The 25,422-nt window shown below is 71.0% G+C and carries 21 protein-coding genes and 1 pseudogene; 13 read left to right on the top strand and 9 right to left on the bottom strand.

Translation table 11 applies throughout. From position 1 onward, the window contains the following. The first annotated feature begins 52 nt into the window (after positions 1–52). The gene (locus tag ABGB01_RS38570; protein WP_347778620.1) at positions 53–817 is read left to right on the top strand and encodes a LysR family substrate-binding domain-containing protein; all 765 of its coding nucleotides are present in this window, start codon (positions 53–55) and stop codon (positions 815–817) included. Between the two features lie 531 nt (positions 818–1,348). On the opposite strand, the gene ABGB01_RS38575 is transcribed toward ABGB01_RS38570, so the two are convergent. Further along, positions 1,349–2,089: a hypothetical protein gene (locus tag ABGB01_RS38575; RefSeq protein WP_347778622.1), complete on the bottom strand. Its 741-nt coding sequence runs from the start codon at positions 2,087–2,089 to the stop codon at positions 1,349–1,351. 311 nt (positions 2,090–2,400) lie between these two features. Between ABGB01_RS38575 and ABGB01_RS38580 the strand changes: the two genes are divergently transcribed. Next, positions 2,401–3,999, top strand: a complete 1,599-nt coding sequence (locus ABGB01_RS38580; RefSeq protein ID WP_347778623.1) for an ATP-binding protein — start codon at positions 2,401–2,403, stop codon at positions 3,997–3,999. 21 nt (positions 4,000–4,020) lie between these two features. Here ABGB01_RS38580 and ABGB01_RS38585 read toward each other — a convergent pair whose 3' ends face one another. Further along, positions 4,021–5,688: an acyl-CoA dehydrogenase family protein gene (locus ABGB01_RS38585; RefSeq protein ID WP_347778624.1), complete on the bottom strand. Its 1,668-nt coding sequence runs from the start codon at positions 5,686–5,688 to the stop codon at positions 4,021–4,023. Positions 5,689–5,718: 30 nt separating this feature from the next. Here ABGB01_RS38585 and ABGB01_RS38590 point away from each other — a divergent pair, with 30 nt between their 5' ends. Next, on the top strand, positions 5,719–6,438 hold the full coding sequence (locus tag ABGB01_RS38590; protein ID WP_347778626.1) for a PaaX family transcriptional regulator C-terminal domain-containing protein: 720 nt from the start codon (positions 5,719–5,721) through the stop codon (positions 6,436–6,438). Between the two features lie 82 nt (positions 6,439–6,520). On the opposite strand, the gene ABGB01_RS38595 is transcribed toward ABGB01_RS38590, so the two are convergent. Further along, positions 6,521–7,009 carry a protein-tyrosine phosphatase family protein gene (locus tag ABGB01_RS38595; protein WP_347778628.1) on the bottom strand — a complete coding sequence of 163 codons (489 nt, stop codon included), beginning with the start codon at positions 7,007–7,009 and terminating at the stop codon, positions 6,521–6,523. Positions 7,010–7,280: 271 nt separating this feature from the next. Between ABGB01_RS38595 and ABGB01_RS38600 the strand changes: the two genes are divergently transcribed. Further along, complete coding sequence (locus ABGB01_RS38600; RefSeq protein ID WP_347778630.1) at positions 7,281–9,647, top strand: M20/M25/M40 family metallo-hydrolase; 2,367 nt, start codon at positions 7,281–7,283, stop codon at positions 9,645–9,647. A gap of 21 nt (positions 9,648–9,668) precedes the next feature. Here the strand turns inward: ABGB01_RS38600 and ABGB01_RS38605 are convergent, their stop codons facing one another. Both ABGB01_RS38605 and ABGB01_RS38610 read right to left on the bottom strand, forming a co-directional pair. Beyond that, positions 9,669–10,682, bottom strand: a complete 1,014-nt coding sequence (locus ABGB01_RS38605) for a hypothetical protein (RefSeq protein ID WP_347778632.1) — start codon at positions 10,680–10,682, stop codon at positions 9,669–9,671. A 78-nt stretch (positions 10,683–10,760) separates the two neighbouring features. Beyond that, on the bottom strand, positions 10,761–12,158 hold the full coding sequence (locus tag ABGB01_RS38610; RefSeq protein WP_347778634.1) for a glutamate--cysteine ligase: 1,398 nt from the start codon (positions 12,156–12,158) through the stop codon (positions 10,761–10,763). Between the two features lie 123 nt (positions 12,159–12,281). On the opposite strand from ABGB01_RS38610, the gene ABGB01_RS38615 reads away from it, so the two are divergent. From ABGB01_RS38615 to ABGB01_RS38635, 5 genes are all read left to right on the top strand, one after another. Continuing rightward, positions 12,282–13,328, top strand: a complete 1,047-nt coding sequence (locus ABGB01_RS38615) for a zinc-dependent alcohol dehydrogenase family protein (RefSeq protein WP_347778636.1) — start codon at positions 12,282–12,284, stop codon at positions 13,326–13,328. Positions 13,329–13,356: 28 nt separating this feature from the next. Beyond that, positions 13,357–14,325: an aldo/keto reductase gene (locus ABGB01_RS38620; RefSeq protein ID WP_347778637.1), complete on the top strand. Its 969-nt coding sequence runs from the start codon at positions 13,357–13,359 to the stop codon at positions 14,323–14,325. A 38-nt stretch (positions 14,326–14,363) separates the two neighbouring features. Next, on the top strand, positions 14,364–16,043 hold the full coding sequence (gene polX, locus ABGB01_RS38625; protein WP_347778639.1) for a DNA polymerase/3'-5' exonuclease PolX: 1,680 nt from the start codon (positions 14,364–14,366) through the stop codon (positions 16,041–16,043). Positions 16,044–16,158: 115 nt separating this feature from the next. Continuing rightward, positions 16,159–16,878 carry a hypothetical protein gene (locus tag ABGB01_RS38630; RefSeq protein WP_347778641.1) on the top strand — a complete coding sequence of 240 codons (720 nt, stop codon included), beginning with the start codon at positions 16,159–16,161 and terminating at the stop codon, positions 16,876–16,878. A gap of 171 nt (positions 16,879–17,049) precedes the next feature. Beyond that, positions 17,050–18,096, top strand: coding sequence for a sulfite oxidase (locus ABGB01_RS38635; protein WP_347778642.1), 1,047 nt, complete (start codon positions 17,050–17,052; stop codon positions 18,094–18,096). A gap of 280 nt (positions 18,097–18,376) precedes the next feature. Here ABGB01_RS38635 and ABGB01_RS38640 read toward each other — a convergent pair whose 3' ends face one another. Continuing rightward, positions 18,377–18,796 (bottom strand): alpha/beta hydrolase, encoded by a 420-nt coding sequence (locus tag ABGB01_RS38640; RefSeq protein ID WP_347778643.1) that lies wholly within the window; start codon positions 18,794–18,796, stop codon positions 18,377–18,379. A 166-nt stretch (positions 18,797–18,962) separates the two neighbouring features. On the opposite strand from ABGB01_RS38640, the gene ABGB01_RS38645 reads away from it, so the two are divergent. From ABGB01_RS38645 to ABGB01_RS38655, 3 genes are read left to right on the top strand one after another with little or no spacing between them, the layout of a single operon-like run. After that, positions 18,963–19,511 carry a helix-turn-helix domain-containing protein gene (locus tag ABGB01_RS38645; protein ID WP_347778645.1) on the top strand — a complete coding sequence of 183 codons (549 nt, stop codon included), beginning with the start codon at positions 18,963–18,965 and terminating at the stop codon, positions 19,509–19,511. Further along, a complete protein-coding gene (locus tag ABGB01_RS38650) occupies positions 19,508–21,076 on the top strand; it encodes an MFS transporter (RefSeq protein ID WP_347778647.1) in 1,569 nt (522 codons plus the stop codon). The genes ABGB01_RS38645 and ABGB01_RS38650 overlap by 4 nt, the downstream gene beginning before the upstream one ends. A gap of 56 nt (positions 21,077–21,132) precedes the next feature. Further along, positions 21,133–22,296, top strand: coding sequence for an FAD-dependent oxidoreductase (locus ABGB01_RS38655; RefSeq protein ID WP_347778649.1), 1,164 nt, complete (start codon positions 21,133–21,135; stop codon positions 22,294–22,296). 45 nt (positions 22,297–22,341) lie between these two features. Here the strand turns inward: ABGB01_RS38655 and ABGB01_RS38660 are convergent, their stop codons facing one another. Then, entirely contained in the window at positions 22,342–22,785 is a 444-nt protein-coding gene (locus tag ABGB01_RS38660; RefSeq protein ID WP_347778650.1) for a helix-turn-helix domain-containing protein, read from the bottom strand. A gap of 142 nt (positions 22,786–22,927) precedes the next feature. Between ABGB01_RS38660 and ABGB01_RS38665 the strand changes: the two are divergent. Further along, positions 22,928–23,266 (top strand): annotated as a pseudogene (locus tag ABGB01_RS38665) (STAS domain-containing protein); the annotation flags it as partial. A gap of 98 nt (positions 23,267–23,364) precedes the next feature. On the opposite strand, the gene ABGB01_RS38670 reads toward ABGB01_RS38665, so the two are convergent. Next, positions 23,365–24,294 carry an aldo/keto reductase gene (locus tag ABGB01_RS38670; RefSeq protein ID WP_347778651.1) on the bottom strand — a complete coding sequence of 310 codons (930 nt, stop codon included), beginning with the start codon at positions 24,292–24,294 and terminating at the stop codon, positions 23,365–23,367. A gap of 57 nt (positions 24,295–24,351) precedes the next feature. Beyond that, on the bottom strand, positions 24,352–25,278 hold the full coding sequence (locus ABGB01_RS38675; RefSeq protein ID WP_347778653.1) for a polyprenyl synthetase family protein: 927 nt from the start codon (positions 25,276–25,278) through the stop codon (positions 24,352–24,354). Positions 25,279–25,422 lie beyond the last annotated feature (144 nt).

Consider the following 25,422-nt stretch of genomic DNA (forward strand, 5'->3'; position numbering starts at 1 on the left):
CTCCAGGGTAGTCAGTAAACGGTGGTCTTCCTGACGTCGCTACTCTGACGGAGTGACTGACGAGGAGACCGGCGACGTTTTCCGGCTGGCGTACGCGCCCGGGGTGACGCCCGCGAAATGGGCCGGCGTCTGGGCCGAGAGGATGCCCGGCGTGCCGCTCAGCCTGGTCTCGGTTCCCGCCGCGGACGTGGTGGAGCTGCTGCGCGGCGGAGGCGCCGACGCCGGGTTCGTCCGGCTGCCGATCGAGCGGGACGGGCTCAGCGTGATCCCCCTCTACGTGGAGACCACGGTGGTCGTGGTGCCGAAGGACCACGCGGTGACCGCGGCCGACGAGGTGACCGTCGCCGATCTGGCGGACGATGAGGTGTTCCACCCGCTGGACGACGTTCTCGAGTGGACGGCCCGTCCGGGACTGCCCGCGTTCGAACGCCCGCCTACGACGGCCGACGCGATCCGGCTCGTCGCCGCCGGGACGGGGCTGGTCCTGGTCCCCCAGTCGCTGGCGCGGCTGCACCACCGTAAGGACCTCACCTACCGGCCGGTGACGGACGCGCCGCAGTCGCAGGTGGCGCTGGCCTGGCCCACGGACCGGACGACCGATCTGGTGGAGGACTTCATCGGCATCGTACGCGGCCGCACGGCGAACAGCTCGCGCGGCCGTGCCCCCGCGACACCATCGGAGAAGTCAGCCCAGAAGTCGTCGCAGCGACAGGCTCGCAAACCCCAGGACGGATCCGGCCGCAGGTCGGCACCGTCCGGTCACGGAAGGAGCAGCAAAGGCAGCAAGGGCGGCAATAAGGGCCGCCGGGGCCGCTGACCTGGGGCGCCGAACCGCTGCGACAGACGGATCGACGTCACCGAACGCGCGGGGCCGTCCTGCGGTCGACCGCGTCCACCCGTCGGGCGTCGCAGACCGCACCCCGCCGCCTCCCAGGCGCGGGCCGCGATGAACGCGTGCCGCCACGCCAGGCCCAAGCGCGGTTGCGGTCTACATCCACACGGTTTCGTGGATGTTCTGCGTTTCTCGATCAGTGCGGCGAACGAAGCCCAGGTCGACGGCGGCGCATAACTCGTACGTCGTGTCGCGGCACTCACAGGTGTGCGAGATCACCCGGATACATCCCGACCGAGCAGCGGTTGATGCACGAGCACGAGCCGGGACGCGACACCGTCAGAAAAGCCATCGCCATCCTGCGGGAGGAACCTTGTCATCGCGATCCGGGGTCGCGGAGCCAACGACGGGCACAGGGCGCTGCTGGTGCGCCGACACCGCGACGCCGGACAGCACCGAGTACAGCACCATCCGGCGTCCTACCCTTCATTGTGGTTGCGGGTCCACGCACTTGGGTCAGTCAGTCACCTTCGCCATGCGGTTGGCGAGTTCGTCCATGGAGCGGATGTCCCGCCATCCCCTCGGCATAGAATCAAGGCTGATCAGCCCGCCTTCCATGGTCCGGCTGACTTCAGGGTCTGCGGAGATGGCCTCGAAGATGAGTCCCTGGGGATGGGGTGTCAAAGTGGAGACTTCCTTGGGCTTCCCGCTGGAATTCGTGGCGGGCTCGGTGAAGTTGAGGGCTATGGGCGTGGTCTTGTATGTGAAGACAGCCACCCGGGTTCCTTGGGAAATGTTCTTGTCGAAGTCCTCGATCGATTTGATGGGAGTGATGCCATCCGCAGCGTTCACCGGTCCGCGGCTCAGTTCGACGTAGATACGACCGTTTGAGACGAGGTCCTTTCTGCCGGCACCCTTGAATGCCTTGTCGACCTTCACCACCATGTTGACGCGGGGGTAGGGGGTGGCACCGTTCCCGATTTCGACTTGATAGGTCTTGCCTTCCTCGAAGCCTTCCACCACGCCGGTGGCGGTCACGGCGATGCGGTCGGCAGAGGCTAAGGCTTCCGGAGTGTCGAACGGTTTGAATTTGAACGAGGTGGAGCGCAGAATCGACGTATTCAGTTGGGCGGGACTAGAAGCTGATACAGCTGCGTTTACTGTCGAGGTCGCTGCGGTTCCACAGCCGGTGAGCGCGAGTAAGCCCGCTGTCGCCATTGCCGTGAGCCCGGGTTTGATCTGCGATGTCAGTCGCACGACATGCTCCTAGGCGTAGTAGGCGTTGAAGTCAGCGATGTGGTGGGGGCTGTAAGTGGTTATAGCCTCGCATTCACCTACGTTTCCCTGACCCTCGACGGTCTACGCTCGACCGCGGCCCACGAGTTGCCCGTTCCCCCGATGTCGATCTCCCAGGCGCGGGCCGCGATGAACGAGTGCCGCAGGCCCACACCTCCAGCAGAGTAGGGACGCCCGTTCCTTGAGCTTGAGCGGGCGTGATCCGGACAGGCGCCAACGGTCTCGACGCGAGACCTCGCCATCGGAACTGCGCGAGATGACAGAATGTGACCATGCGGCCACCCCGAGCGAGATACTTCAACACCACCGGCCCGTGCGGCCCTCAGCACCACTACATGCTGTCCCCCACGCAGCGGCTCCCGCAGGCGCGGGAGCTGATCGAGATGGACCGCTACTTCGTGCTGCACGCGCCCCGGCAGACCGGCAAGACGACCACACTGGGCGCCCTGGCGTCCGAGTTGACCGCCGAGGGCGACACCGCGGCCCTGCTGTTCTCCTGCGAGCGCGCCAAGTCGGCCGGCGACGACGTCGCCTGGGCGGAGTCGCTGCTGCTGGATTCCCTCCGCGAGGCCGCCAAGCGGACGGGATGGCCGGAGAACCTGCTGCCGCCGGATCCCCGGCCGCAGGTCACACCGGGCGCCCGGTTCGGCTCGGCGCTGAGCGAGTGGTGCCGCCGCTGCCCGCGCCGGGTGGTGCTGTTCCTCGACGAGATCGACGCCCTGCAGGGCAACAGCCTGGTCAGCATCCTCAGCCAGCTCCGCCACGGCCACAACGCCCGGCATGAGGGCCACCCGTTCCCCGCCTCCGTGGCGCTGTGCGGGCTGCGTGACCTGCGCGACTACAAGGTCGCCTCAGGTGGCGACCCCGAAAGGAGCAATCCGGCCAGCCCGTTCAACATCGTCGCCGAGTCTCTGCGCCTGAGCGACTTCACCACCGACCAGATCGCCGAGCTGTACGGCCAGCACACCCGGGCCACCGGCCAGGAGTTCACCAAGGACGCGGTGGACCGGGTCTTCGAGCTCACCCAGGGACAACCATGGCTGGTCAACGCCCTCGCCTTCGACATCATTCTCCAGAGAGGGACGACCGGTGCCGTCACCGCCGAGGAGGTGGAAGAGGCCAAGGAGCGGCTGATCCGCAAGCGGGCCACGCACCTGGACGCCCTGGTGGCCCGGCTGCACGAGCCACGGATCAAGCGGGTGATGGAGCCCATGGTGGCCGGGGTCCTGCCCGACATCGACTTCACCTTCTCCGACGATTTGTCCTACGTCCGCGATCTGGGCCTGATCAAGCAGAATCCTCCGCTGGAGATGGCGAACCCGATCTACCGGGAGGTCGTCCTGCGGGTGCTGGGAGCCCCGTCGGAGCAGTACGTGATGGCCGATCCACGTAGCTTCGTGCAGCCGGACGGCCGTTTCGACCTGCCGCGCCTGCTCCAGGAGTTCGTCGTGTTCTGGCGCGAGCACGGCGAAGTCCTCATCCGGCAGGAGGGCTACCACGAAGCCGCCTGCCAGATCATCCTCATGGCCTTCCTCCACCGCCTGGTCAACGGCGGAGGTCATCTCGACCGCGAGTACGCCGCCGGCACCAAACGCCTGGACGTGCTGGTCCGCTGGCCCTACACCGGTCCGGAAGGCGAGCGGCTGATGCAGCGGGAGGCGATGGAGCTGAAGGTCTGGCGGGCGGGCAAGGACGACCCCCTGCCCGACGGCCTCGCACAACTCGACCGGTATCTGGACCGCCTCAGCCTCACCACCGGCGTACTGGTCATCTTCGACCGCCGCCCCGAAGCCCCGCCCTGGAAGGAACGAGGCGGCTTCGAACAGGCGACCACACCCTCCGGCCGCCACATCACCGTACTGCGCGCGTGACGAAGGCCGGTGGCGGGATGGTCAGCCGGTGAAGGCCCCCGACAGGAGGTCGTCGAACCGCTGCGGGTCCCCGGCGGGGCGGTCGAGTCCGCGCAGGGGGCCGTGATCCACGAGGTGCGCCTCGGCGTACGAGCGGGCCACGAGCGCCTTGCGGCCGTCGTCGAGCCCCCAGCGAGCCTGGTCCTCCAGCAGCGCGGCGGCGTAGACGTCGGCCATGAACTGCGCCAGCGGGTAGAGCCGTTCCTCCGCCACCTCGCGGTCCAGCGCGTGCCACGTCTCGATGGCCTTGGCCAGGTCGTCGATGCGGGCGCCGACCAGGCCGGAGGTCGCCAGGGAGCGCAGCCGGTCGAGGAAGGGCAGGTGCGCCTGCTCCTTGAGCATGGCCCGCCGCACGTCGAGGCAGAGGATGTTGTCTCCGCCCTCCCAGATCGGGTTGACCTGCGCGTCGCGCAGCAACCTGGCGACCGGCCACTGCTCGATGTAGCCGTTGCCGCCGTGCACCTCGATCGCGTCGCCGGCGGCGGTGACGCCGAGCCGGGCCGCGCGCAGCTTGGTCAGGGCGGGCGCGAGGCGCAGCCGGGGGCTGACGTGCGCGTCGAACACCAACGCCTGCGCCGCCTCGACCTCGACGACCAGCTCGGCCAGCTTGCGGCGCATCAGCGGCTGCTCGATGAGCGGCCGCCCGAACGCCTCGCGCGCCCTGGCGTAGCAGATCGACTCGACCAGCGCCCGCCTGGCCACGCCGAGGCCCATCATGGCCACGCCGAGCCTGGAGGCGTTGGTGAGCTTCATCATGGTGCCGAGCCCGGAGCCCGCGCCCGGACCCGTTCCGGCCAGCAGGAACGCCTCCGCCGCGGCGAACTCGACCTCGGCCGAGGCGACGGATCTGGTGCCGAGCTTGTCCTTGAGCCGCCGGATCCGCACACCGTTACGCGTGCCGTCGCGCCGCTCCCACACCACCAGGAAGGGCGCCACGTCACCCTCGGGGAGCCGGGCGAGCACGACGAACGCGGAGCCGTTGGCGTTGGAGGCGAACCACTTGAGCCCGGACAGGCTCCACGCGTCACCAGTGGGGACGGCGGCGGTTTCCAGGGCGGCCAGGTCGGAGCCGCCGGTCCGTTCGGTGAACATCTGAGCGGCCTCACCGGAGTAGAAGCCGTTGGCGAAGATCTCCCGCACCTTCTCGCGTACGTCCTCGGGCGCGTGCTTCTCGGCCAGGGAGACCACCATGTCGCCGCCCGTACCGAGTGCGCAGCCCATCCCGATGTCGGCCTGGTCGAGCAGGTACGTCCACGCGGCGGCCAGCGCGGACGGGTCGGCCCCGTGCGCCCGCGCCTCCTCGGCGAACGACGGCGCGGTGAAGTTGTTCTCCATGAGCGCCTGCCTGGCGGTCAGGAACGACGGCGGCATGACGACCTCGCTGACGTCCCTGCCCCACTTGTCGTACTTCTCCAGCCGGGGTGGGTTGCGGTCGGTCTCCTCGGCGCATTCGGCGACGAGCCCGCCCATCAGCGCCCCGAGCCGGTCGAGGTGCGGCTCCGCCCAGGCGTATCCGTCGCCCAGGTGCCGCCGCATGAGCAGGCGGAGGGTGGGGTCGCAGGCCCACCAGTTGCGCCCGGCGGCGCCCTGGTAGCGCTCGGTGGCGTAGCGGTCGCTGCCGTCGAGCGGCTCGCTGAGATAGCGCCTCATGTCCGGAGTGTTACATATACTCGACACGCGATGGAAGAGCGTAACATCCTGAGTGCCAGGTCGGCCGTGCTGAGCGCGCTGCTGGGCAGCCACCCGCCCCGCCTGCCGGCCCGTCACCTGGTGCGCATCGGCGGGCTGTTCGGCATCGCCGAGGGCACCGTGCGGGTGGCCCTGTCGCGTATGGTCGCGGCCGGTGACCTGGTTCAGGAGGACGGCTCCTACACGTTGTCGGAGCGGCTGGTCGAGCGCCAGGCCAGACAGGATGAGAGCCGCGATCCGCACACCAGGCCGTGGGACGGCACGTGGGAGGTGGCCGTCGTCACCGCCGAGCGGCGCGCGCCCGCCGACCGGGCCGCCCTGCGGCACACGATGACCGCGCTGCGCCTGGCCGAGCTGCGCGAGGGCGCCTGGCTACGGCCGGCCAACCTGGTGCGCGGCGCGTGGCCGGAGATCGTCACCGCGCAGTGCACGCTGATCGACGGCCGCCCGCGCGACGACCCCACTCCCCTGCTGTGGGACCTGGACGGCTGGGCGGCCGAGGCCCGCCGGCTGCAGCGCGCGCTGGACCACGCGGATGGCCTGGCCGAAGGGTTCGTCGTGTCGGCCGCGGTGCTGCGCCACCTGCTGGCAGATCCGCTGCTGCCGGACGAGTTGCTGCCGCCCGGCTGGCCGGGCGCGGAGCTGCGGGTCCGCTACGACGCCTTCGACCGCCGCTACCGCGAGGTGCTCAACCGGCATCTCAGCGACTGACCCGCTCGAGGGGCACCGACGCGGTCGGATCGCTCCACCCTCCTCTCACCGTCGGCGGTGATCCGCGGTGCGCCCAAAGAGGTCATCGGCTGTCGCGGACCGGCGGGAAGCGCAGTACCCAGCGGCGCTGCCACGGGGTTTCGACGGCCCGGTGGTGGTGGTGCTCGCGCGTCCAGGCGACGGCGTCGGAGGGGTCCAGCCCGGCCAGGACTGCGAGGCAGGCGATGACCGTACCGGTGCGCCCGATGCCGCCCCCGCAGGCGACCTCCACCGCGGCGCCCGTCCGCGCTCGTTCGTGCAGCGCGCGGATCTGCCGTACGGCCAGATCGCGGTCGCGCGGCAGCAGAAAGTCGGGCCACAGGACCCACGCGTGCGGCCACCGCAGCCCGTCCTCATGGCGCCGGCGGAGCCGATCGGAACCGAGGTAGAGGCCGAAATCGGGCACCGGCCCCTCCGGCAGCGGATTGCGCAGGCCGCGGCCGCGGATCCAGGAGCCGTCCGGAAGGCGGAGGGCGCCTACCAGCGACGGCCCGCCCGGCCTGCCGGGCGGGCCGTCTGTCGGGCTGTTCATAGGATCTTCCACCTGGGTTCTCCTCATATCTCTCGCTGGGGCGGCGACCTCCGGCCACCGCCGTGCACGACGGTTCGACGACCACCGCGCCGACCGCTCCGTGCGCGGCGCGCTCTCAGCCGGCCGACGTGCCATGCATCAGAGGCTACGGATGATGCGGGAAGGCCCAGAATGAGGAACATCGCCGTTATACAGCTGTGGAAAACCCCAGGTGCGCAGGGGCAGGCGCCTCATTCCGCGAGGCGAGTGACCCGGCCTAGCCTTCCTGGCCATGATCAGTAAGTTGTTCGACGTCCCGCGGCGGCTGCCGGCCGGGATGGCGGCCCTGCTCACCCTGATGGTGGTGATCATGGTGTCCGCCATGGCCGACAGCACCATGCAGCCCCTGCCGGCCACCGCCCCGGGCGAGCGGTTCAGTGCCGAGCGAGCGCTGGTTCACCTCAGGAACTTCGCCGCTGAACCTCGCCCCATCGGCAGCCCGGCGAGCGGCCGCGCCCGGGACTACCTGGCCGGGCAACTGCGCGCGGCAGGGCTGCAGGTCGAGATCCAGCGTTCGGTCGGCGCCCGGACCGCCGCGGGGCTGGCGACGTTCGGCCAGGCCGACAACATCGTGGGCCGGCTCCCGGGAACGGGCTCGACCGGCACCGTGCTCATCACCGCGCACTACGACTCCGCGGCCATGGGACCGGGCGCTTCCGACGACGGCGCCGCGGTGGCCGCGATGGTCGAGACCGTCCGGGCGCTGCGCGACGGTCCCCGGCTGCGCAACGACATCGTGCTGCTCATGTCGGACGGCGAGGAGGACGGCGTGCTCGGCGCCGACGCCTTCGTCCGCGGCCACCCCCTGGGCAAGGCCGGCGGCGTGCTGCTGAACTGGGAGGCCCGCGGTGTCAGCGGCCCCTCGCTGATGTTCGAGACCTCGGCGAACAACGCCCGCCTGGTGGAGACCTTCGTCGACGCGGTCCCCGCGCCGCGCGGTCACTCCGCCATGGTGGAGCTGTATCGGCTGCTGCCCAACAACACCGACTTCACCCCGCTGACCAAGGCCGGTTTCACCGGTATGAACTTCGCCTACATCCAGCGTTCCTCGCTCTATCACACCGCGGGCGACTCCATCGCCAACCTCAACCGGGGCAGCCTGCAACATCACGGCACCAACATGCTGGCGCTGGCGCGCGCCCTCGGCGACGCGGACCTGCGGACGCTGGACTCCGACCACGACGTCACCTACTTCCGCGTGCTCGGCACCATGATCACGTATCCGGGTCAGCTCGTCTGGCCGCTGGCGGCGCTGGCCTTCGCCGCGGTGGCGGGCCTGGCGCTGCTGGCCCGCGTCAGGCGGCTGCTGAGCGTGCCCCGGCTGATCGCGGCCGCGGTCTCGGCCGTGGTGCCGCTGGTGCTGTCGGCCGCCTTGGCGCAGGGACTGTGGGAACTGCTGGTGGCCTGGCGGCCCGCGTACGACCTGATGGGCGGGCTGTTGCACCGTCCGGGGCCGTACCAGGCGGCGATCGCGGTCCTGTGCGCGCTGGCGGTCCTCGGCTGGTACCTGGTGCTGCGGCGCAGGCTCGGTCCGGCGGCGCTGGCGGTCGGGGCGCTGTTCTGGCTCGCCGGGCTGGGTGTGCTGTGCGCGCAGGCCGCTCCCGGGGCGTCTTTCCTGTTCGCCCTGCCGGCGCTGGCGGGCGCGCTCGGCTGGCTGGGCGCAGTACTGCTCCGCACGCCCGCCTGGGCGCGGACCGTCGCGGCGATGCCGGGCCCGATCATGGCGGCGATGGTGCTGCCGTCCCTGGCCGGGAACGTCTTCGACGGGATGGGGCTGGCACTCGGCGGGGCGAGCGCGCTGGTACTGGCGGTGTTCGGGCTGATCCTGGTGCCGATCGCGGAACTGTTCCTGCCCGATCCCGCCGCCCGGCCGAAACGGGCCGCCGTGCTCCTCGTGCCCCTGACGGCCCTGCTCCTCACAGCCGGGCTGGTCGCCGCCGGGCTCGTGGTGGACGATTTCGACGCCGACCGGCCCCGGCGCACGCATCTGGCGTACGTCATGGACGCCGGCACCCGCACCGCCCACTGGGTCAGCGCCGACGCGGATCCGGCGCAGTGGACCAGGCGGTACGTGTCCGGCCACGACACCTCGAAACTGCCCCCCGGATACGCGCGAGGCACGCTGCGGACCGGGCGCGCACCGGCGATCGCCGCCGCAGGCCCGCGAGCCGCCGTCCTGGCCCACAGCGAGGACACGGTCAAACTGCACGTGACAGCGGGGAAGGGCGCGCGCTCGGTGACGCTGAGGCTCGATCGGCCGATCACCCACGCCACCGCGTCAGCCGGCCGGTACGGGTCGGCGAGCGTGCCCGTCACCGGTACGCGAGCCGGAACCTGGCCCTCGGAGATCCGCTTCCGCGGCATCCCCGCCCGGGGAGTCCAGATCACCGTGCGCACCCCGGAAGCGGACGGGATCCGCCTCACCGTCATCGGTGAGACCGACGGGCTGGCCGCGGTGCCGGGCTTCGTCCCCAGGCCTCCTCATCTGGTCGCGGCCACCAGGGAGGACGGCGATCTCACCGCGGTCACCCGCGGCTACACCCTGACCAGAGACCCCGGCTCCGGAACGGCCCGGCGCCGCCCGGCGGATGAGCTCTGACAAGGGAGCTCGAGCCGCATGTCAGAGGCCGACCCCGAAGATCACCCGTTTGCCCGGATACTCGGTGACGCTCCACAGCTTGCCGTCCTGCACGGTCAGGTCCTCGGGCCCGATCGGGAACGGCCTGGTCCGCGTCGTGTCGCCGGCGTGGACGTGCAGCTTGCCGTTCGCGGTCGAGCCGGCCGACTGGCTCAGGTACCACGTGCCGCCGGACGACAGCGCCCCCTGGATCTTGGGGTGGCCCATCACGAAGGCGTCCTGTGGCTCGCCGCCTGCCAGGTCCAGGGTCCAGCGCGCGACCCAGCCGCCCGGGTCGTCCCCCCGGAATTCGCCCGTGATCAGCAGCGGGGTGGCGCCGCTGCGGTCGACCGACACGAACGAGAACCGCGGCCCCGCCGTGGCGACCTGCCACAGGTCGGTCTGGGGGATCACGTAGCGGTAGCCGAAGGCGTGGAACTTGCCGTCGTGCCGTCCCGCCCGCTCGGGGTCGCCCAGGTCGTTCTGGGCGGTGCGCAGGTCGAGGAGGTTGCGCAGGTCGAAGACCCGCAGGCCCCTGACGGTGTCGGCCACGTAGAGCAGGTCACCGTGGCAGGCGATGCCGCCCGCGTGGATGTCGATCGGCGCGTACGAGCCGTCGGGGTCGGCCGTGACCAGCAGCGCGTGCCGGTACTTCAACGTCTGCGGGCTCAGGAAGCTCACCCTGATGCCCCGCTCGCCGGCCTCCGGCCGGAAGTACCAGCTCACGATGAACACCGGCACGCCGACGGTGCCGGAGTCCGCCCCACCGGTCAGGCCCTGCGGGTACCAGTCGGCGGTGCCCTGGTCGCCGTCGTCGAAGGCGTACCACTCGGCGGGTTTCGGCTGCATCGACCCCAGCGCGCCCGCCGCGCCCTTGGCCGCGGCGGTCCTGTTGGCCTCGGCCAGCACTGCCTCCACAGCGGTGCTGCCGATCTCTCCCGCCAGCTTGGCCGCCCCTTCGGGCAGGTCGCCGGTCGCCCGCGACAAGGCATAAGGGGCCTTATCGGTGGAAACCATCCCCTTTGCCGCCATATCTCCCTCACTTTCCCGTCCCTTGACTGGGTTTGACGGAGCAGGCAGGGCATAAGGTTGCGCTCAATCCCACAAATGCACGGGCAATCCCGAAAGTGCCAGCTCGCGGTAGCTGCGCACGAGCCGCTCCCGGTCGCCGCCGAAGCGCGCGAGCGCCTCGCGCTGCCACACCGAGCCCGTACGCCGCAGCCGGGTCCGCTGCGCGATGACGCCCAGCGCCCGGTCGGCGTCGTGCGCCGCCACCCCGGCCGCGAGCAGCCCCTCCCGCGCCTCGGGCAGCAGCGAGAGCACCAGGTCTCCCGCCTCGAACTCGGCGTCGCTGCCCGGCCACGACAGCTTGGCGTCCAGCCCGTGCATGGCCGCGCGGTAGAAGTTCTGGTACGCCTGCGCGAAGCGGTAGCCGGTCAGGTCGCGCTCCGCCTGCGACAACGTCAAGCCCAGGAGGAAGGCCGTGTTCGCGGCCATGTCCGCGCAGGACGGCCCCGCGGGCAGCGCGCGCATCTCGATCCGCAGGTGGCCGCTGTCGGCCGGGTCGTAGACGGGCCGGTTCCACTGCCAGATCGTGCCCTGGTGCAGCCGCAGCTCGGGCACCTCGTGCGGGCGCGGATCCTCGGTAAGATCGGGCACGATCGGCTCGTAGTCGCGTACGTACCGCTCGAACAGCTCGTGCGCGCCTTCGTGCACCCAGTCCGAGCCGAACGTGACCCGCCCGTCCCTGCGCCCGAGCCGCGCCACGTCCCGGTCGTCGGCGGCCTCCTCCATCAGCGCGATGCGGGTCTCCTCCCACAGCTCACGCCCCAGGAAGAACGGCGAGTTGCCGCAGACGGCCAGCACCGGGCCGATGGCGAGCTGGGCGGCGTTGAACAGCCGGGCGAACCGCTCGGGCGGCGTACGGATGTGCACCTGCCACGAGGTGTTGGCGGCCTCGAGGATCACGTCCTCCACCGACAGCTCCAGGTCTTCGATCTTGACCAGGAACGGTTCGAGCCGCAGCCGGCGAAAGCCCCTGCTCATGGCGCGATAGCGGTTCTGGTCGCTCATCGCGCCCACCGTGAAGTCGTCGGCGCTGAGGGTGGGCAGGATGCCGATGGGCAGGGCGCCGCCGCCCTCGACGGCGGCGTCCACCTTGCTGATCGTCTCCTGGACCTCGGCGCTCAGCGTCTCGAACGGCGTGCCCGCCAGCGGCGTGGGGGTGAGGTTCACCTCGAGGTTGAAGCGGCCGAGCTCCAGCACGACACGCTCGTCGCCGAGCGCCTCCCGCACCTGGCTGTTGCGCGGCAGCGGCCTGCCCCGCTCGTCGATGAGGAACAATTCGAGCTCCGCCCCGATCGTGGCGGGGCCCTGACCGAAGCCGGGGGTGGCCAGCAGGTCACGGAGCACGCCCACCTGCTCCTGGAGGCGTTCACCGAAACGGACGTACTCCGCTTCGGTGAAGCGCTCCTTATCCAAGTCTCGTCCCATCACCCCTAACTGTCCCCGTCGCCATGGTTGACACCTCACCATGGGAGGAAGCCGTCGTCCCGCTGGCGGAGCCGGCGCACCGGGCCTTGCGCGAGCTGCGGGAGTTGACCCTAAGCTCGTGAGATGAGAGCGGTTGCCTTTGACCTCTTCGGTGGCGAGCTCGACGTTCGCGAGCTGCCCGATCCGTCGCCCGCCCCGCACGGGGCGGTGATCAGGGTCGAGGCGACGGGGTTGTGCCGCTCCGACTGGCACGGCTGGCAGGGCCACGACCCTGACATCACCTCCCTTCCCCACGTGCCGGGCCACGAGCTGGCGGGCGTGGTGGAGGCGGTCGGCTCCGACGTGCGCGGCTGGCTGCCCGGAGCGCGGGTGACCCTGCCGTTCGTCTGCGCCTGCGGCTCGTGCCCGTCCTGTGTCACCGGCGACCAGCAGGTGTGCGAGCGGCAGACGCAGCCGGGCTTCACCCACTGGGGTTCGTACGCCGAGTTCGTGGCCGTCGACCACGCCGACGTCAACCTCGTCGCGGTGCCCGAGGACATGGCCTACGTCACCGCCGCGGGGCTGGGCTGCCGCTTCGCCACCGCCTTCCGCGCCGTGTCGCAGGTCGGGGAGGTGCGTCCTGGCGAGTGGGTGGCGGTGCACGGCTGCGGCGGCGTGGGGTTGTCGGCCGTCATGATCGCGACGGCGGCCGGGGCGCGCGTGGTGGCCGTGGACATCAGCACCGACGCGCTGCACCTGGCCGAGCAGGCGGGTGCGACGCACTTCGTCAACGGCTCGGCCGGCGACGCGGCGGCCCAGGTCAGGGAGCTGACGAGAGGCGGCGCCCACCTGTCCGTCGACGCGCTGGGCAGCCCTCAGACATGCCTCGCATCCGTCGAGAGCCTGCGCAGGCGGGGCAGGCACGTCCAGGTGGGGCTGCTGCCCGGAGGGCCGACGCCGGTGCCGATGGACCGCGTGATCGGCCACGAGCTGCGGCTGCTGGGCAGCCACGGCATGGCCGCGCACGCCTACCCGCCGATGCTGGAGATGATCAGGGCCGGCATCCTCCATCCCGACCAGCTGATCACCCGCACGATCGGGCTGGCCGACGCCGGCAAGGCACTGGCCTCCATCGGCTCGGTGCCGGGCGTCACGATGATCGTCCCCAGGGCTCCGCACGGAGCGTCCTGAGCGCCGGCCGGAGTCATAGGGTTGGGCCATGGACTACAGACGACTTGGCACCACGGGCCTGAAGGTGTCGCGGATCTGCCTCGGCATGATGAGCTACGGCGATCCGGCCCGGCAGAAGTGGGCGCTGCCGCAGTCCGAGGCCGAGCCGATGATTCGCAGGGCCGCCGACGCCGGGGTCAACTTCTTCGACACCGCCGACGTCTACAGCCGGGGTGAGAGCGAGGTCGTGACCGGCAACGCGCTGCGCGCGATCTTCCCTCGGCGCGAGGACTACGTGCTGGCCACCAAGGTCTATTCCCCCATGGGCAAGGGGGCCAACGACCGCGGCCTGTCGCGCAAGCACATCCACGCCGCCATTGACGCCTCGCTCTCCCGGCTCGGCACCGACCACGTCGACCTCTACCAGATCCACCGGTGGGACGACGAGACACCGATCGAGGAGACCATGGAGGCGCTGCACGACGTGGTCAAGGCGGGCAAGGCCCGCTACATCGGCGCCTCGTCCATGTGGGCCTGGCAGTTCGCCAAGGCGCAGCACGTGGCCGGCACCCACGGCTGGACGAGGTTCGTCTCGATGCAGCCGCACTACAACCTCCTCTACCGCGAGGAGGAGCGCGAGATGGTGCCGCTCTGCGCCGACCAGGGCGTGGGCGTGATCCCGTGGAGCCCGCTGGCGCGCGGCGTGCTCGCCAGGGCGGGCTCCGACGCCACGACGGCCAGGACGGGCTCCGACGCGCGCATCGACTACCTGTACGACCCGGAGAACGACAAGCTCGTGATCGACCGGGTGGTGCAGGTGGCGGGCGACCGCGGCCTGCCGCCCGCCCAGGTGGCCCTGGCCTGGCTGCTGCACCAGCCTGCCGTGACCGCCCCGATCGTGGGCGCCACGAAGGACCGGCACGTCGACGACGCGGTGGCCGCCGTGTCGGTGACGTTGTCGGCCGACGAGCTCGACTTCCTCGCGGCCCCGTACCGGCCGCGTGAGGTGCGCTTCTGAGAGGCGAGATTGTCGGCCCCGGACCCTAGGGTGGTTCCATGCGGGCGAATGAGGATGCGGCGGCGGCGCTGCAGGAATACGCGGAGCTGTTCGCGCTCTGCGGCGGCGACGCCTTCCGGGTGCGGAGCTACCAGAAGGCGGCCAAGGCGATCGCGGGGTTCCCCGAGGACATCTCGGTCGCCGACGTGCGCGCCGTTCCCGGGGTGGGCGAGGCGATCGCGAAGAAGATGGAGGAGTTCCTGCGGCGCGGGAGCTTCCGGCAGCTCGACGACCTGCGCGGCCGGGTGCCCGAGGGCGTGCGCAGGCTGACCCGGGTGCCGACGCTGGGGCCGAAGACGGCCATCATGCTGTTCGAGGACTTCGGCATCGACTCGCCCGCGGCGCTGAGCGAGGCGATCACCGCCGGGCGGCTCGACGGGGTCAAGGGGCTGGGTCCCAAGACGCTGGCCAATCTGCGCAAGGGCGTCGAGCAGCTCGAGCAGTCGGGCCGCCGGGTGCACATCGGGGTCGCCATGTCGCTGGCCGAGCAGGTGATGGCCTCGCTGGAGGCCGAGCGCATCGCCTACGCGGGCTCGCTGCGGCGGATGAAGGACACGATCGGCGACATCGACATCCTCGCCGTCGCGCCCGAGTCCGTGATGGCCGCCTTCCGCGCCCAGCCCTACGTCGCCGAGGTGATCGCGGCGGGCGACAAGAAGACCTCGGTCCGCACCACGTCCGGGGTCCAGGTCGACCTGCGGGTGGTGCCGGCCGGATCGTGGGGCGCGGCGATGCAATACTTCACCGGCTCCAAGGAGCACAACGTCGCCATCAGGGAGATGGCGGTGAAGAAGGGCTGGAAGCTGTCCGAATACGGGCTGTTCGAGGGCGACCGGGTGATCGCCGCCGCGTCCGAGGAGGACATCTACGACGCGCTCGGCATGCAGTTCGTGCCACCGCCGCTGCGGGAGGACGGCGGCGAGGTCAAGGCGGCGCTCCGCGGGGAGCTGCCCACCCTGATCCAGCTCACCGACCTCAAGGGCGACCTGCACACCCACACCGACCTGACCGACGGCATCGCCTCGCTGGACGACATGGTGGCGGCCGGCCGCGCCCGCGGCTACTCCTACTACGCGGTCACCGACCACGCTCCCGACCTGGCAATGCAGCGGATGACCCTGGACAAGGCGCTGGAGCAGCGGGGCCAGGTGGCCGAGTTGCAGCGCCGGCGTCCCGGCATGCGGCTGCTGCACGGCACCGAGCTCAACATCGCGCCCGACGGGTCGGTCGACTGGCCGGCGGAGATCCTGCGCGAGTTCGACGTGTGCGTCGCCTCGGTGCACTCCCACTTCGGGATGCCGCGCGACGAGATGACACGCCGCTTCATCACCGCCTGCGAGAATCCGTACGTCGACATCATCGGCCACCCGACGACCAGGAAGATCGGCAAGCGCCCGCCCGTCGACGCCGACTGGGACGCCGTCTTCCGCGCGGCCGCCCGCACCGGCACCGCCATGGAGATCGACTCCTACCCCGACCGGTCCGACCTGCCGGCCGACCTGGTGCGGCTGGCCAGGCACCATGGGGTCAAGTTCTCGATCGACAGCGACTCGCACGCGATCCCGCACCTCGCCAACCAGCGGTTCGGGGTGGGGATCGCGCAGCGGGCGTGGCTGACCACCGACGACGTCATCAACACCTGGCCCCTCGACCGTCTCCTGTCCTTCCTGGGGCGCTGACCTCCTCCGCGGCCGGTCTCCTACCAGGGGTTGACCGACTCCAGGGCGATGTGCGGCGGCCGGTCATACGGAAGAGTGTCCTCGCCGGCCCGGCCACCCCGAGGAGGAGGACACGATGGGTTCCCCGGAAAAGAAGGCGCGCAAGCTGGGGGCGCGCGTTCTCGCCGCTGTCGCCGCGCTGCTGGTCGCGGCCGTCGCCGGTGTCGCGCTCGCCTATCCCTCCATGGCCGCGACGACGTGCCCGGGTTGTTACGGCCTGACCGAGGTGGAGGAGGGCATCTACACGGAGCCCGATCTTGAGGACGCCGAGCGCTCCCGGGTGAGGCAGGTGGCCGAGCAGGCACGCCGGCGGGTCGCCGCCTTCTACGGCGCTCCGGTGAGCGCCCCCGACCTGCTCGTCTGCCTGACCGAAGACTGCTACGCGCGCATCGGCGGGGGCAAGGAGCGCGGTGTGGCGGTGCTCAACCGGTCGGTGATGCTCTCGCCCCGCGGGGTGAACACGGTGATCGCCTCCCATGAGATGGCCCACGTCGAGTTGCACGCCCGGCTCTCCTCCGGGGCCGAGATGCCGCAGTGGTTCGACGAGGGCCTGGCCGTGGTGGTCTCCGGGGACGCCCGCTACCTGGCTCCCGCGTCCGCTGGGGATCGCTGCCTGATCGAGCCCACCGGCCCTCTGCCCGTCACGCTGGAGGAGTGGCTGGCCGCCGCGAGCCGCGACGCCGGCACGTACGCGAAGTCCGCCTGCCAGGTGAGCCGCTGGTTGCGCGACCACGGGGGCCGGGCCGCGTTAGCGACCCTGATCGAGCGCAACGCCGGGGAGCCGTTCCCGGGCTAACGCGACCAAGCATGTGCTCCCGCAGGTGGGGGCAGGGGTAACGGGTGATACACGAGTTGAGAACGTTCCCTGACCGGTCGGACACGGATTGCCGCGACAAGCCCCGTCGGGGCATGAGAGGAGATTAAATGGTTTCCAGGTAGGAAATACCTAGTGCTGGAGGTGACGTCCATGAAGCAGGCCACGGCGACGATCGTCAAGCCGCTGCCCGACCATCTGTTCAGAGTGCACGGTGAGAGCGCCGAGATGCGATGGGGGGCCATGTCCGGGGTGGGCTACCACACCCCCAACGACCGGTTCTTCGTGCGCAACCACACCTCCACGCCGCTCATCGACGCGGCGACCTGGCGCCTGCGCGTCCATGGCGCGGGGGTTCGATGTCCGCGCGAGTTCGGCTACGACGAGCTGCGGGGCATGCGGTCGCGGACGTTCGACGTGGCGATCGAGTGCGCGGGCAACGGCCGGCGGTTCTACGGCACGCAGCAGCACGACGCCGCTCCGGGCACCCAGTGGGGGCTGGGCGCGATCGGGGTCGCGCGCTGGCGGGGCGTGCTGCTGAAAGACCTGCTCAAGGAGGTGGGCGTGCGTCCCGGGGCGGTGGACGTGCTGCCCACCGGCCTCGACGCCCCCTTCGAGCACTACGGCCACGTGCGCCGCCCGCTGCCGGTCGGCAAAGCCATGGACGACGTCCTCGTCGCCTACGAGATGAACGGCGTGCCGCTGCCCGCCGACCATGGATTCCCGGTGCGGCTGGTGGTGCCGGGATGGGTGGGCGTGGCGTCCATCAAATGGCTCGGCGATATAGAGGTTTCGACGAGCGAGCTTCAGACGCCATGGAACACGGTCTTCTATGCCGATGTCACGACAAATCCGGCTAAAAGCGCTTTTGAGCTCGCCTGGAATGCCCGCCTGCCCGTCGGCGGGCCGCACATCCTGCACGGACGGTCATGGTCGGGCCAAGGCCGCATCGTCCAGGTGGAGGTCAGCTTCGACGGCGGAGCGAGCTGGCACGAGGCCCAGCACCACGGCCGGCACCTGGTCAGCTCCTGGCTGCCGTGGCACATCGCGTGGGCTCCCCGGCGCACGGGAGCTCACGTGCTCATGGCGCGCGCCACCGACGCGAGCGGCGCCACCCAGCCCCTCGTCACGCCCCACCATCCTTCCGGCTATCACTTCGACGCCGTCGTGCGCCATCCCCTTGACGTGGTCACCGGATAGAGGGGCTGCATTCACAGCGCTGAATCACCCTGAACGGCCAGCTATGCCCGATATACAGGATTACTGGCTCACGCGATCGCATGGAATATCGTCGTTTCCCAGAAATCGGGAAACAGCCGCAAGCCACGCCTCCGGCTGGTCTATGTGCGCCATGTGGCCCGCCTCGTCCAGGACAATCGCATCCGTACACGGCGTACGTGTCACCAAAAAGGCGGGAAACGTCATGTCATATCGTCCATGCAACAAGAACAGCGGGATTCCGGAAAGACGGTCGACCGCGTCAGGATGACGAGCGGAAGGAAGGCGGCCCTCCCGCCAGGCCCGCAGGTATGTGGCGGTGAACATCACCTGCTCCAGCCGTCTGCGGTAGTCGGGTAACGACTGCTCCCGCCAGACGTTGAGCGGTGCGGTCCGGACCGGCCAGGCGCTGGGCGATGAGGCCGCCGTAGGAGAAACCGAGCACGTCCACAGCCGACGACCCGATCAGCTCGATGAGATCGGCCACCATCGCATCAGGGGTGAGCGGATCAGCGGCAGGAGAACGACCGCACCCGCGGAGATCGGGAAAGAGCAGGCGCCGCCCGCCCGCCAGCTCGCGCAGCGGCTCGACCAGGTAGCTGTGGTCCCAGTCAGGCCCGCCATGAATGGCCAGGAGCGTGCGATCGGCAGGGCCGTCACATTCTCGAACATGCAGGCGCATACGGGCATGCTAGTCCCCGCTTGGACAGCCGAGCGGTCCGATCAAGGAGGCTCTTCCACCGCTCGCGGGCGACACGAGCGACCCAATTGAGGCGGTGATGTATCTTTTGAGACATGAACGTCTCATACGATGGCGGTGCGCGATGGCGATGAGCCGGGAGCAGATCATGAGTGCGGCGATCCAGCACCTCAACGAGAACCCGCTCGCCTCCATGGCGCAGCTCGCCGAGGCGGCCGGGATCAGCAGGGCCACGCTGCACCGGCAGTTCAGCAGCCGGGAGGAGCTGATGCTCGCCCTCGGCCATCGCGCGCACGAGCAGTGGGAACAGGTTCAGGAGCGCAGCGGCCTGGTCGACGCGACCGCCTCCGGGGATCGCGAGGTGATCGGCAAGGCGCTGGACGCCATGCTGGGCGGGCTGATCGAGGTGGCCGACGCCTACGGGTTCGGCCTGACCGACTACGCCATGCTGGTCGATCCCGCGCTGAAGCGCCGCTCCGACGAGCTGGAGGAGCGCGAGATCGCCTTCTACGCCGCGGCGCAGCGCGCGGGGCTGCTCCGCGCCGACCTGCCCGCCCGGTGGATCAGCAGCACGGTGTACGGCCTGCTGGTGGCCGTGCGCGAGAGCCTGCGCCGCGGCGACGTCGCACGCCGGGACGTGCCCCGGCTGCTGCTCACCACGTTCCAGGACGGCGCGGCCCGGCGGGAGGGGTCATGACGGCGACCGCGCCGCCGGTCTCCGCCAGGAGGCGCTGGCTGGGCCTGGCCGTGCTCTCGGCCAGCGTGCTGCTCGTGGTCATGGACATGACCGTGCTCAACGTCGCGCTCCCGGCCATGTCCGCGGACCTGCGGCCGGGCTCGATCGAGCTGCTGTGGATGGTGGACGCGTACGCGCTGGTGCTGTCGGGGCTGCTGGTCACGGTGAGCGCGCTCGGCGACCGGTGGGGGCGTAAGCGCATGTTGCTGGCCGGGTTCGCGGTGTTCGGGCTGGCCTCGCTCGCGGTGCTGGCCGCCGGCAGCCCGCTGCAGGTGATCGCCGTACGGGCGCTGCTCGGGGTGGGCGGTGCGATGATCATGCCGTCGACGCTGTCGATGATCCGCAACATGTTCACCGACCCCGCGGAACGCGCCAGGGCGCTCGGCGTCTGGGCGGCGATGGCCGCGGTCGGGGCGGCGCTGGGGCCGATCCTGGCCGGGTTGTTGCTGGAGCACTTCAGCTGGCATTCGGCGTTCCTGGTGAACGTGCCCATCATGGCGGCCGCGATCGCGGCCGGGCTGTTCCTGCTGCCGGAGTCCAGGAACCCGGCGCCCGGCCGGTGGGACGCCCTCGCCACGGTGTTGTCGATGGCGGGCATGGTGGCTCTGGTGTTCGCCGTGAAGGACTTCGGCAAGTACGGTGCGGGCTCCCCCGCCGCCCTGGCGGCGACCGTGGTGGCGGCGGTGACGCTGAGCTGGTTCGTGGCGCGGTGCCTGCGCAGGCCGGATCCGCTGCTGGAGATCAGGTTGTTCCGCAGCGGCCCGTTCTCGGCCGGAGTGGTGACGGCGCTGACCACGTCGATCGCGATGGCGGCGGTGTTGCTGCTGCTGGCGCAGTGGATGCAGCTCGTCCAGGGCTATTCCCCGCTGGAGACGGGCGTGCGCCTGCTGCCCGCCGCGCTGGCCGCGATCGTCGCCTCGCCGCTGGCTCCCGGGGTGGCGGCCCTGGTCGGCGCGCGGGCGGTGCTGGCGGGCGGTCTGGGCCTCACCGGGCTGGGGTTCCTGCTGCTGTTCGCCGCCCCCGGGCCGCTGACCTACTGGCCGGTCGCGGGGGCCCTGGTGCTCATCGGCGTCGGCAACGGCGCCCTCGCGACCGCGTCCTCGGTCATCATGTCGGGCACGCCGGCGGCCAAGGCGGGCAGCGCGGCGGCCATCGAGGAGACCAGCTACGAGGTCGGCGGGGCGCTCGGCGTGGCCGTCCTGGGCAGCGTCGCGGCCGCGGCCTACCGGAGCGAGCTGGCGTACGAGGGGCCCGGCGGGGAGGGCGTACGCGAGTCGCTGGGTGCGGCACTCGACGTGGCCGAGGGCCTCGGGGCGGCGGGCGGGCCGCTGGCGGAGCGGGCGCGGGCGTCGTTCACCGAGTCGCTCGTGCTGGCCGGCGGGGCGGGAGCGGTTCTGCTGCTGGCCGGCACGGTCGCGGTGTGGCTGCTCACGCCGAGCCGCCTGCGCCCTGTGGACTCCTCCGACGCTCACGATCTCGCGCTCCGCGCGGAAGAGGGGCGGCGCGACAGCACGCCGAGCGGGTGATGTCACGTCGGCGGCGCCTCGTCCCTTCTTAAGGGGTGAGAAGGAAGGAGAACGTGGTGACGAAGAAGATCGTGGTGGTCGGCGGCGGGCTGGCCGGTCTGGTGGCGGCCATCGTCTGCGCGGAGGCGGGTGCGGAGGTGACGCTGCACGAGGCGCACCAGCGGCTCGGCGGGCGGGGGCGGGCGACCGGCGGGCCCCATCTGGCGCACGAGGGTCCTCATGTCTTCTACGCCGACGGCCCGCACTGGACGTGGTTGCGGGAGAGGGGCCTGGTCGGAGGGCTGGGCCGGCCGGCGGTGCGTGATGCCAGGTTGGGCTTCGTACGCGACGGCCGGCTGCGGCGGCTGCCGCCGGCCGGTTTCGTGCGGATGATGGCGACAGGTCCCCGCACGGCGCCGGTGGACGTGGACTTCCACACGTGGGCCTCCGCCCGGTACGGCGAGGACACGGCCAGGGCGGCCGCCAACGCGATCAGCGTGGTGACGTACGACGCCGACACGGGACGTTTGTCGGCCGCGTTCGTGTGGGATCTGCTGCGCCGGGTGTTCGCCCTCCGCGCACCGACGGTCCGCTGGGTGGTCGGCGGCTGGCAGGCGGTGATCGACCGGCTCGCCGCCCGCGCCCGCGAACTCGGCGTACACGTCGAGCTCGGCTCCCGCGTGCACGACCTGCCGGGCGAGCCCACCATCGTGGCGACCGAACTGTCCTCGGCCCGGAGACTGCTCGGCGACGACGGCCTGCACTGGCAGAGCGGCGACGTCGTGCTGCTCGACCTCGCCGTACGCTCGGCGCGCGGCGACCGCTTCATCTGCTTCGACCTGGACGGCGGCGGCTTCCACGAGAGCTATTCCCTGCAGGATCCCACGGCCGCTCCCATAGGGGAGACCCTGTTCCAGATGGACATGCCGGTCCGGCACGACGAGACCAGGGCCGAGGCGGCCCTGCGGGTGCGGGCGCTGGCCGACCTGGCGGTGCCCGGCTGGCGCGAGCGCGTCACCTGGCAGCGCTCCGGCGCGGCCAGGCACCGTACGGGCGCGCTCGACCTGCCGGGTCAGACCTGGCGCGACCGTCCGGCGATCGACCGGGGCCACGGCGTGTTCCTGGCGGGCGACATGGTGGCCGCGCCCGGCATGCGCGGCGAGATCTCCATCAACAGCGCGATCATGGCCGCCGAGGGCGCCCTGCGCGCGCTGCACGCCACCGGCCGCGCCGCCCGATGAGCCACGACCCCTTCGGGTGGGCTGCCGGGGCCGGCGGGCTGAGGGTCAGGGCCGGTGCGGCTCTGGGCCGGCGACCTGGTCGGCCACCTCGCCGATGCGCGCCAGGCGGACGAGGGCGGGACGGGAGAGCACCTCCCCGATGTCGTGCAGCGCGATGATCAGCTCCTCGACCCCGTCCAGGGGCGTGTTCCGCTCCCTGTTCAGCAGGATGCCGCGGTATTCCTCGGGCGAGACCGCCCCGCCCGGCAGCTCGATCCGGTCGTCTTCGGCGCGGAACAGCGCCGGGACCGAGGTGTCGAGAGCCAGCGCGAGGGCGGTCAGCTCGGCGGCCGTGAACGCTCGCTGCCCGCGCTCGGCCTGGTGGACGGCCTGCCGGCTCCACGGCCTGTCCAAATAGCGGCCCAGCGCCTCACCCAGCTCGGTCAGCGACATCCGTCGCTCCGCCCGCAGGTGTGCGATCTGCAACCCGATGGCCTCCTCGACGCGCATCCCATCCCCCACTCCTGTCATCGTGCACGATGACGCCGAAAGCTCTTTATTGACGCGAATGCCGCTCACCGCATAGTGTCAACGTACAGTTTCCCCCGTCATCACCACGAATGACGCGACTGAGTGAGCTGAGGGGTTCCAGATGCGAGAGATCGAGTTAGAGGTCTTCGGGCCGACCGGCGACTGCGCCGCCGTCAGGGTCGCCGGAGAGATCGACGTCTTCACCGCGCCACGGCTGCGCGAGCAGGTGCTCGACCTCGTGGCCAAGGGGGTCGTCCACCTCGTGGTCGATCTCAGCGGCGTGGAGTTCCTCGACTCGACCGGTCTGGGGGTGCTCGTGGGCGCGCTCAAGCGGCTGCGCTCCCATGAGGGGTCACTCGCCCTCGTGATGGGCACGGACCGGATCGAACGCGTCTTCACGATCACCGGCCTCACCGCCGTGTTCCCGATCCACGACGCCGTCCTTGACGCGGTAGCGGCCGACGCCCACTGGGCGCGCGCGGTGGAGCGCGGGGGCGAGAGCGTCGAGGAGTGGTGCCGCCGGCACGGCCTGGCCTGAACGCGGATCGGGGTGCGGGGTCAGGGGCGGGAGGCCTCGTCGAGGAGGGCCAGTTCGCCGGCGCTGAGCGTGAGCGACGCGCTCTCCATCAGCGTCTCCAACTGCTCGACGTTGCGCGCGCTCGCGATCGTCGCCGTGATCGTCGGCTGGGCGGCGACCCAGGCCAGGGCCACCGTGGCCGGTGCGACGTCCCGGTCGGCCGCCACCTTGCCCAGCGCCTCCAGCGTCCTCGGCCCGTGTGCCGTCGCCAGGTACGCGGAGGCCTTCCCCGCCCGGGGGCTGTCGACCTGGGCTCCGGGCGCGTACTTGCCGGTCAGGAAGCCGCGCGCCAGCCCGAAGTACGGTGTGGTGGCCAGCCCTTCCCTGGTCACCACGTCCCTCAGCTCGCCCTCGTAGGCGCGCTCGACCAGGTTGTACGGCTGCTGCAGGGCCGCGTACTTGACCAGGCCTCCGGCGTCGGAGATCGCTAGGGCCTCGGCGAGCCGGGCCGCCCCGTAGTTGGACGCCCCGACGTGGCGCACCTTGCCCTCGCGGACCAGGGCGTCGAACGCCGCCAGCGACTCCTCCAGCGGCGTGTCCTGGTCGTCCACGTGTGCCCAGTAGAGGTCGATGTAGTCGGTACGGAGCCGCCGCAGCGAGCCCTCGACCGCCGTGCGGATGGTGGCGGGGGCGAGCCCGCGCAGGCCTTCCAGCATGCCGACCTTGGTGGCGAGCACGATGGACTCGCGGTTGCCGCGGGCGGCCAGCCACTCACCGATGATCGTCTCCGAGGTGGACTCGCCGGTCTCCCAGGACGGGTAGACGTCGGCGGTGTCGATGAAGTTGCCGCCGCCGGCGACGTAGGCGTCCAGGATCGCGAACGAGGTCTCCTTGTCGGCCGTCCAGCCGAACACGTTGGCGCCGAGCGACAGGGGGAAAACGGACAATCCGGTAGTGCCGAGCGATCTCATCCCGTCATTATCCGCATACGCCCGAGACGGGCTCGCCGCGCCCCCGGTCCCGGCCGTTCAGTGGACACGGTTGACCAGGGAGTCGCACACCGCGCGCAGTTCCTCGGCGCCCGGCAGGTGCCGGTCGACCACCTCCAGCGCGGACGACATGTGGCGGTCCGCCAGGGAGCGGGCGGCGTCGCGGCCGCCGGCTTCCTCCACGAGGTCGGCGGCGTGCCGCAGGGAGTCCTCGTCCATGCCTCCCGCCGACAGGAGCACGGACAACTCGCGGGCGGCCGGGACGTCGGCGGCCAGGGCGGCCAGCACCGGGAACGTTTTCTTCGCACGCCGCAGGTCGCTGTGCACGGGTTTGCCCGTCACGTCAGGGTCACCCCAGATGCCGAGCATGTCGTCCACGATCTGGAACGCCACCCCGAGGTCGCGCCCCATGTCCCACAGGCGGTCCGCGAGCTCGGGCGCGCCGCCCAGCGCCACGCCCGTGGCCGCGGCGGCGCCCAGCAGACCGCCGGTCTTGCCCGCGGCCATGTCGGTGTATTCGGCGACCGTGACCTCGTCCGGCCCGCGCCACGGGCGGTTCTCGAAGGCCATGTCGGCCGTCTGCCCCTGGACGAGCTCGACCAGCGCCGCCGACAGGTAGGGGATCGCCTCGGACCGCCCGGCGAGCTGGCCGACGGCCAGCGCCAGGAGCGCGTCGCCGGCGAGCAGGGCGGGACCCACGCCGTACGCCTTCCAGAGCGCCTCGCGGTGCCTGCGCCGCTCGTCGTGGTCGATGATGTCGTCGTGCACCAGCGAGAACGCGTGCACGAGCTCCACCGCCACGGCGCCCGGCAGCGCCGACTCCGCCGTGCCTCCCACGGCCTCGGCGCTGAGCATGGCGACGGCGGGCCGCACGGCCTTGCCACGCTCACCGTTGCCGGGCCTGCCGTCCGCGTCCGACCAGCCCAGAGCGAATCCGGCCATGCCGGCGCCCCACGGATGCAGCACCGAAACGGCCTCCCTGAGAGCCGGCTCGAGTAAGTCCCGGCAGCGGTCCACGGCGCCGCCGCCCAACGGATGGCTGAGATTCAACAGGTACTCCTACCCCGGTACGATCTTGAACCTACATGCATAAGCATGTGATACTCCACT

Origin of the sequence: Nonomuraea sp. B5E05 (assembly GCF_039880665.1) — a bacterium.
In the GTDB taxonomy this organism is placed as follows: domain Bacteria; phylum Actinomycetota; class Actinomycetes; order Streptosporangiales; family Streptosporangiaceae; genus Nonomuraea.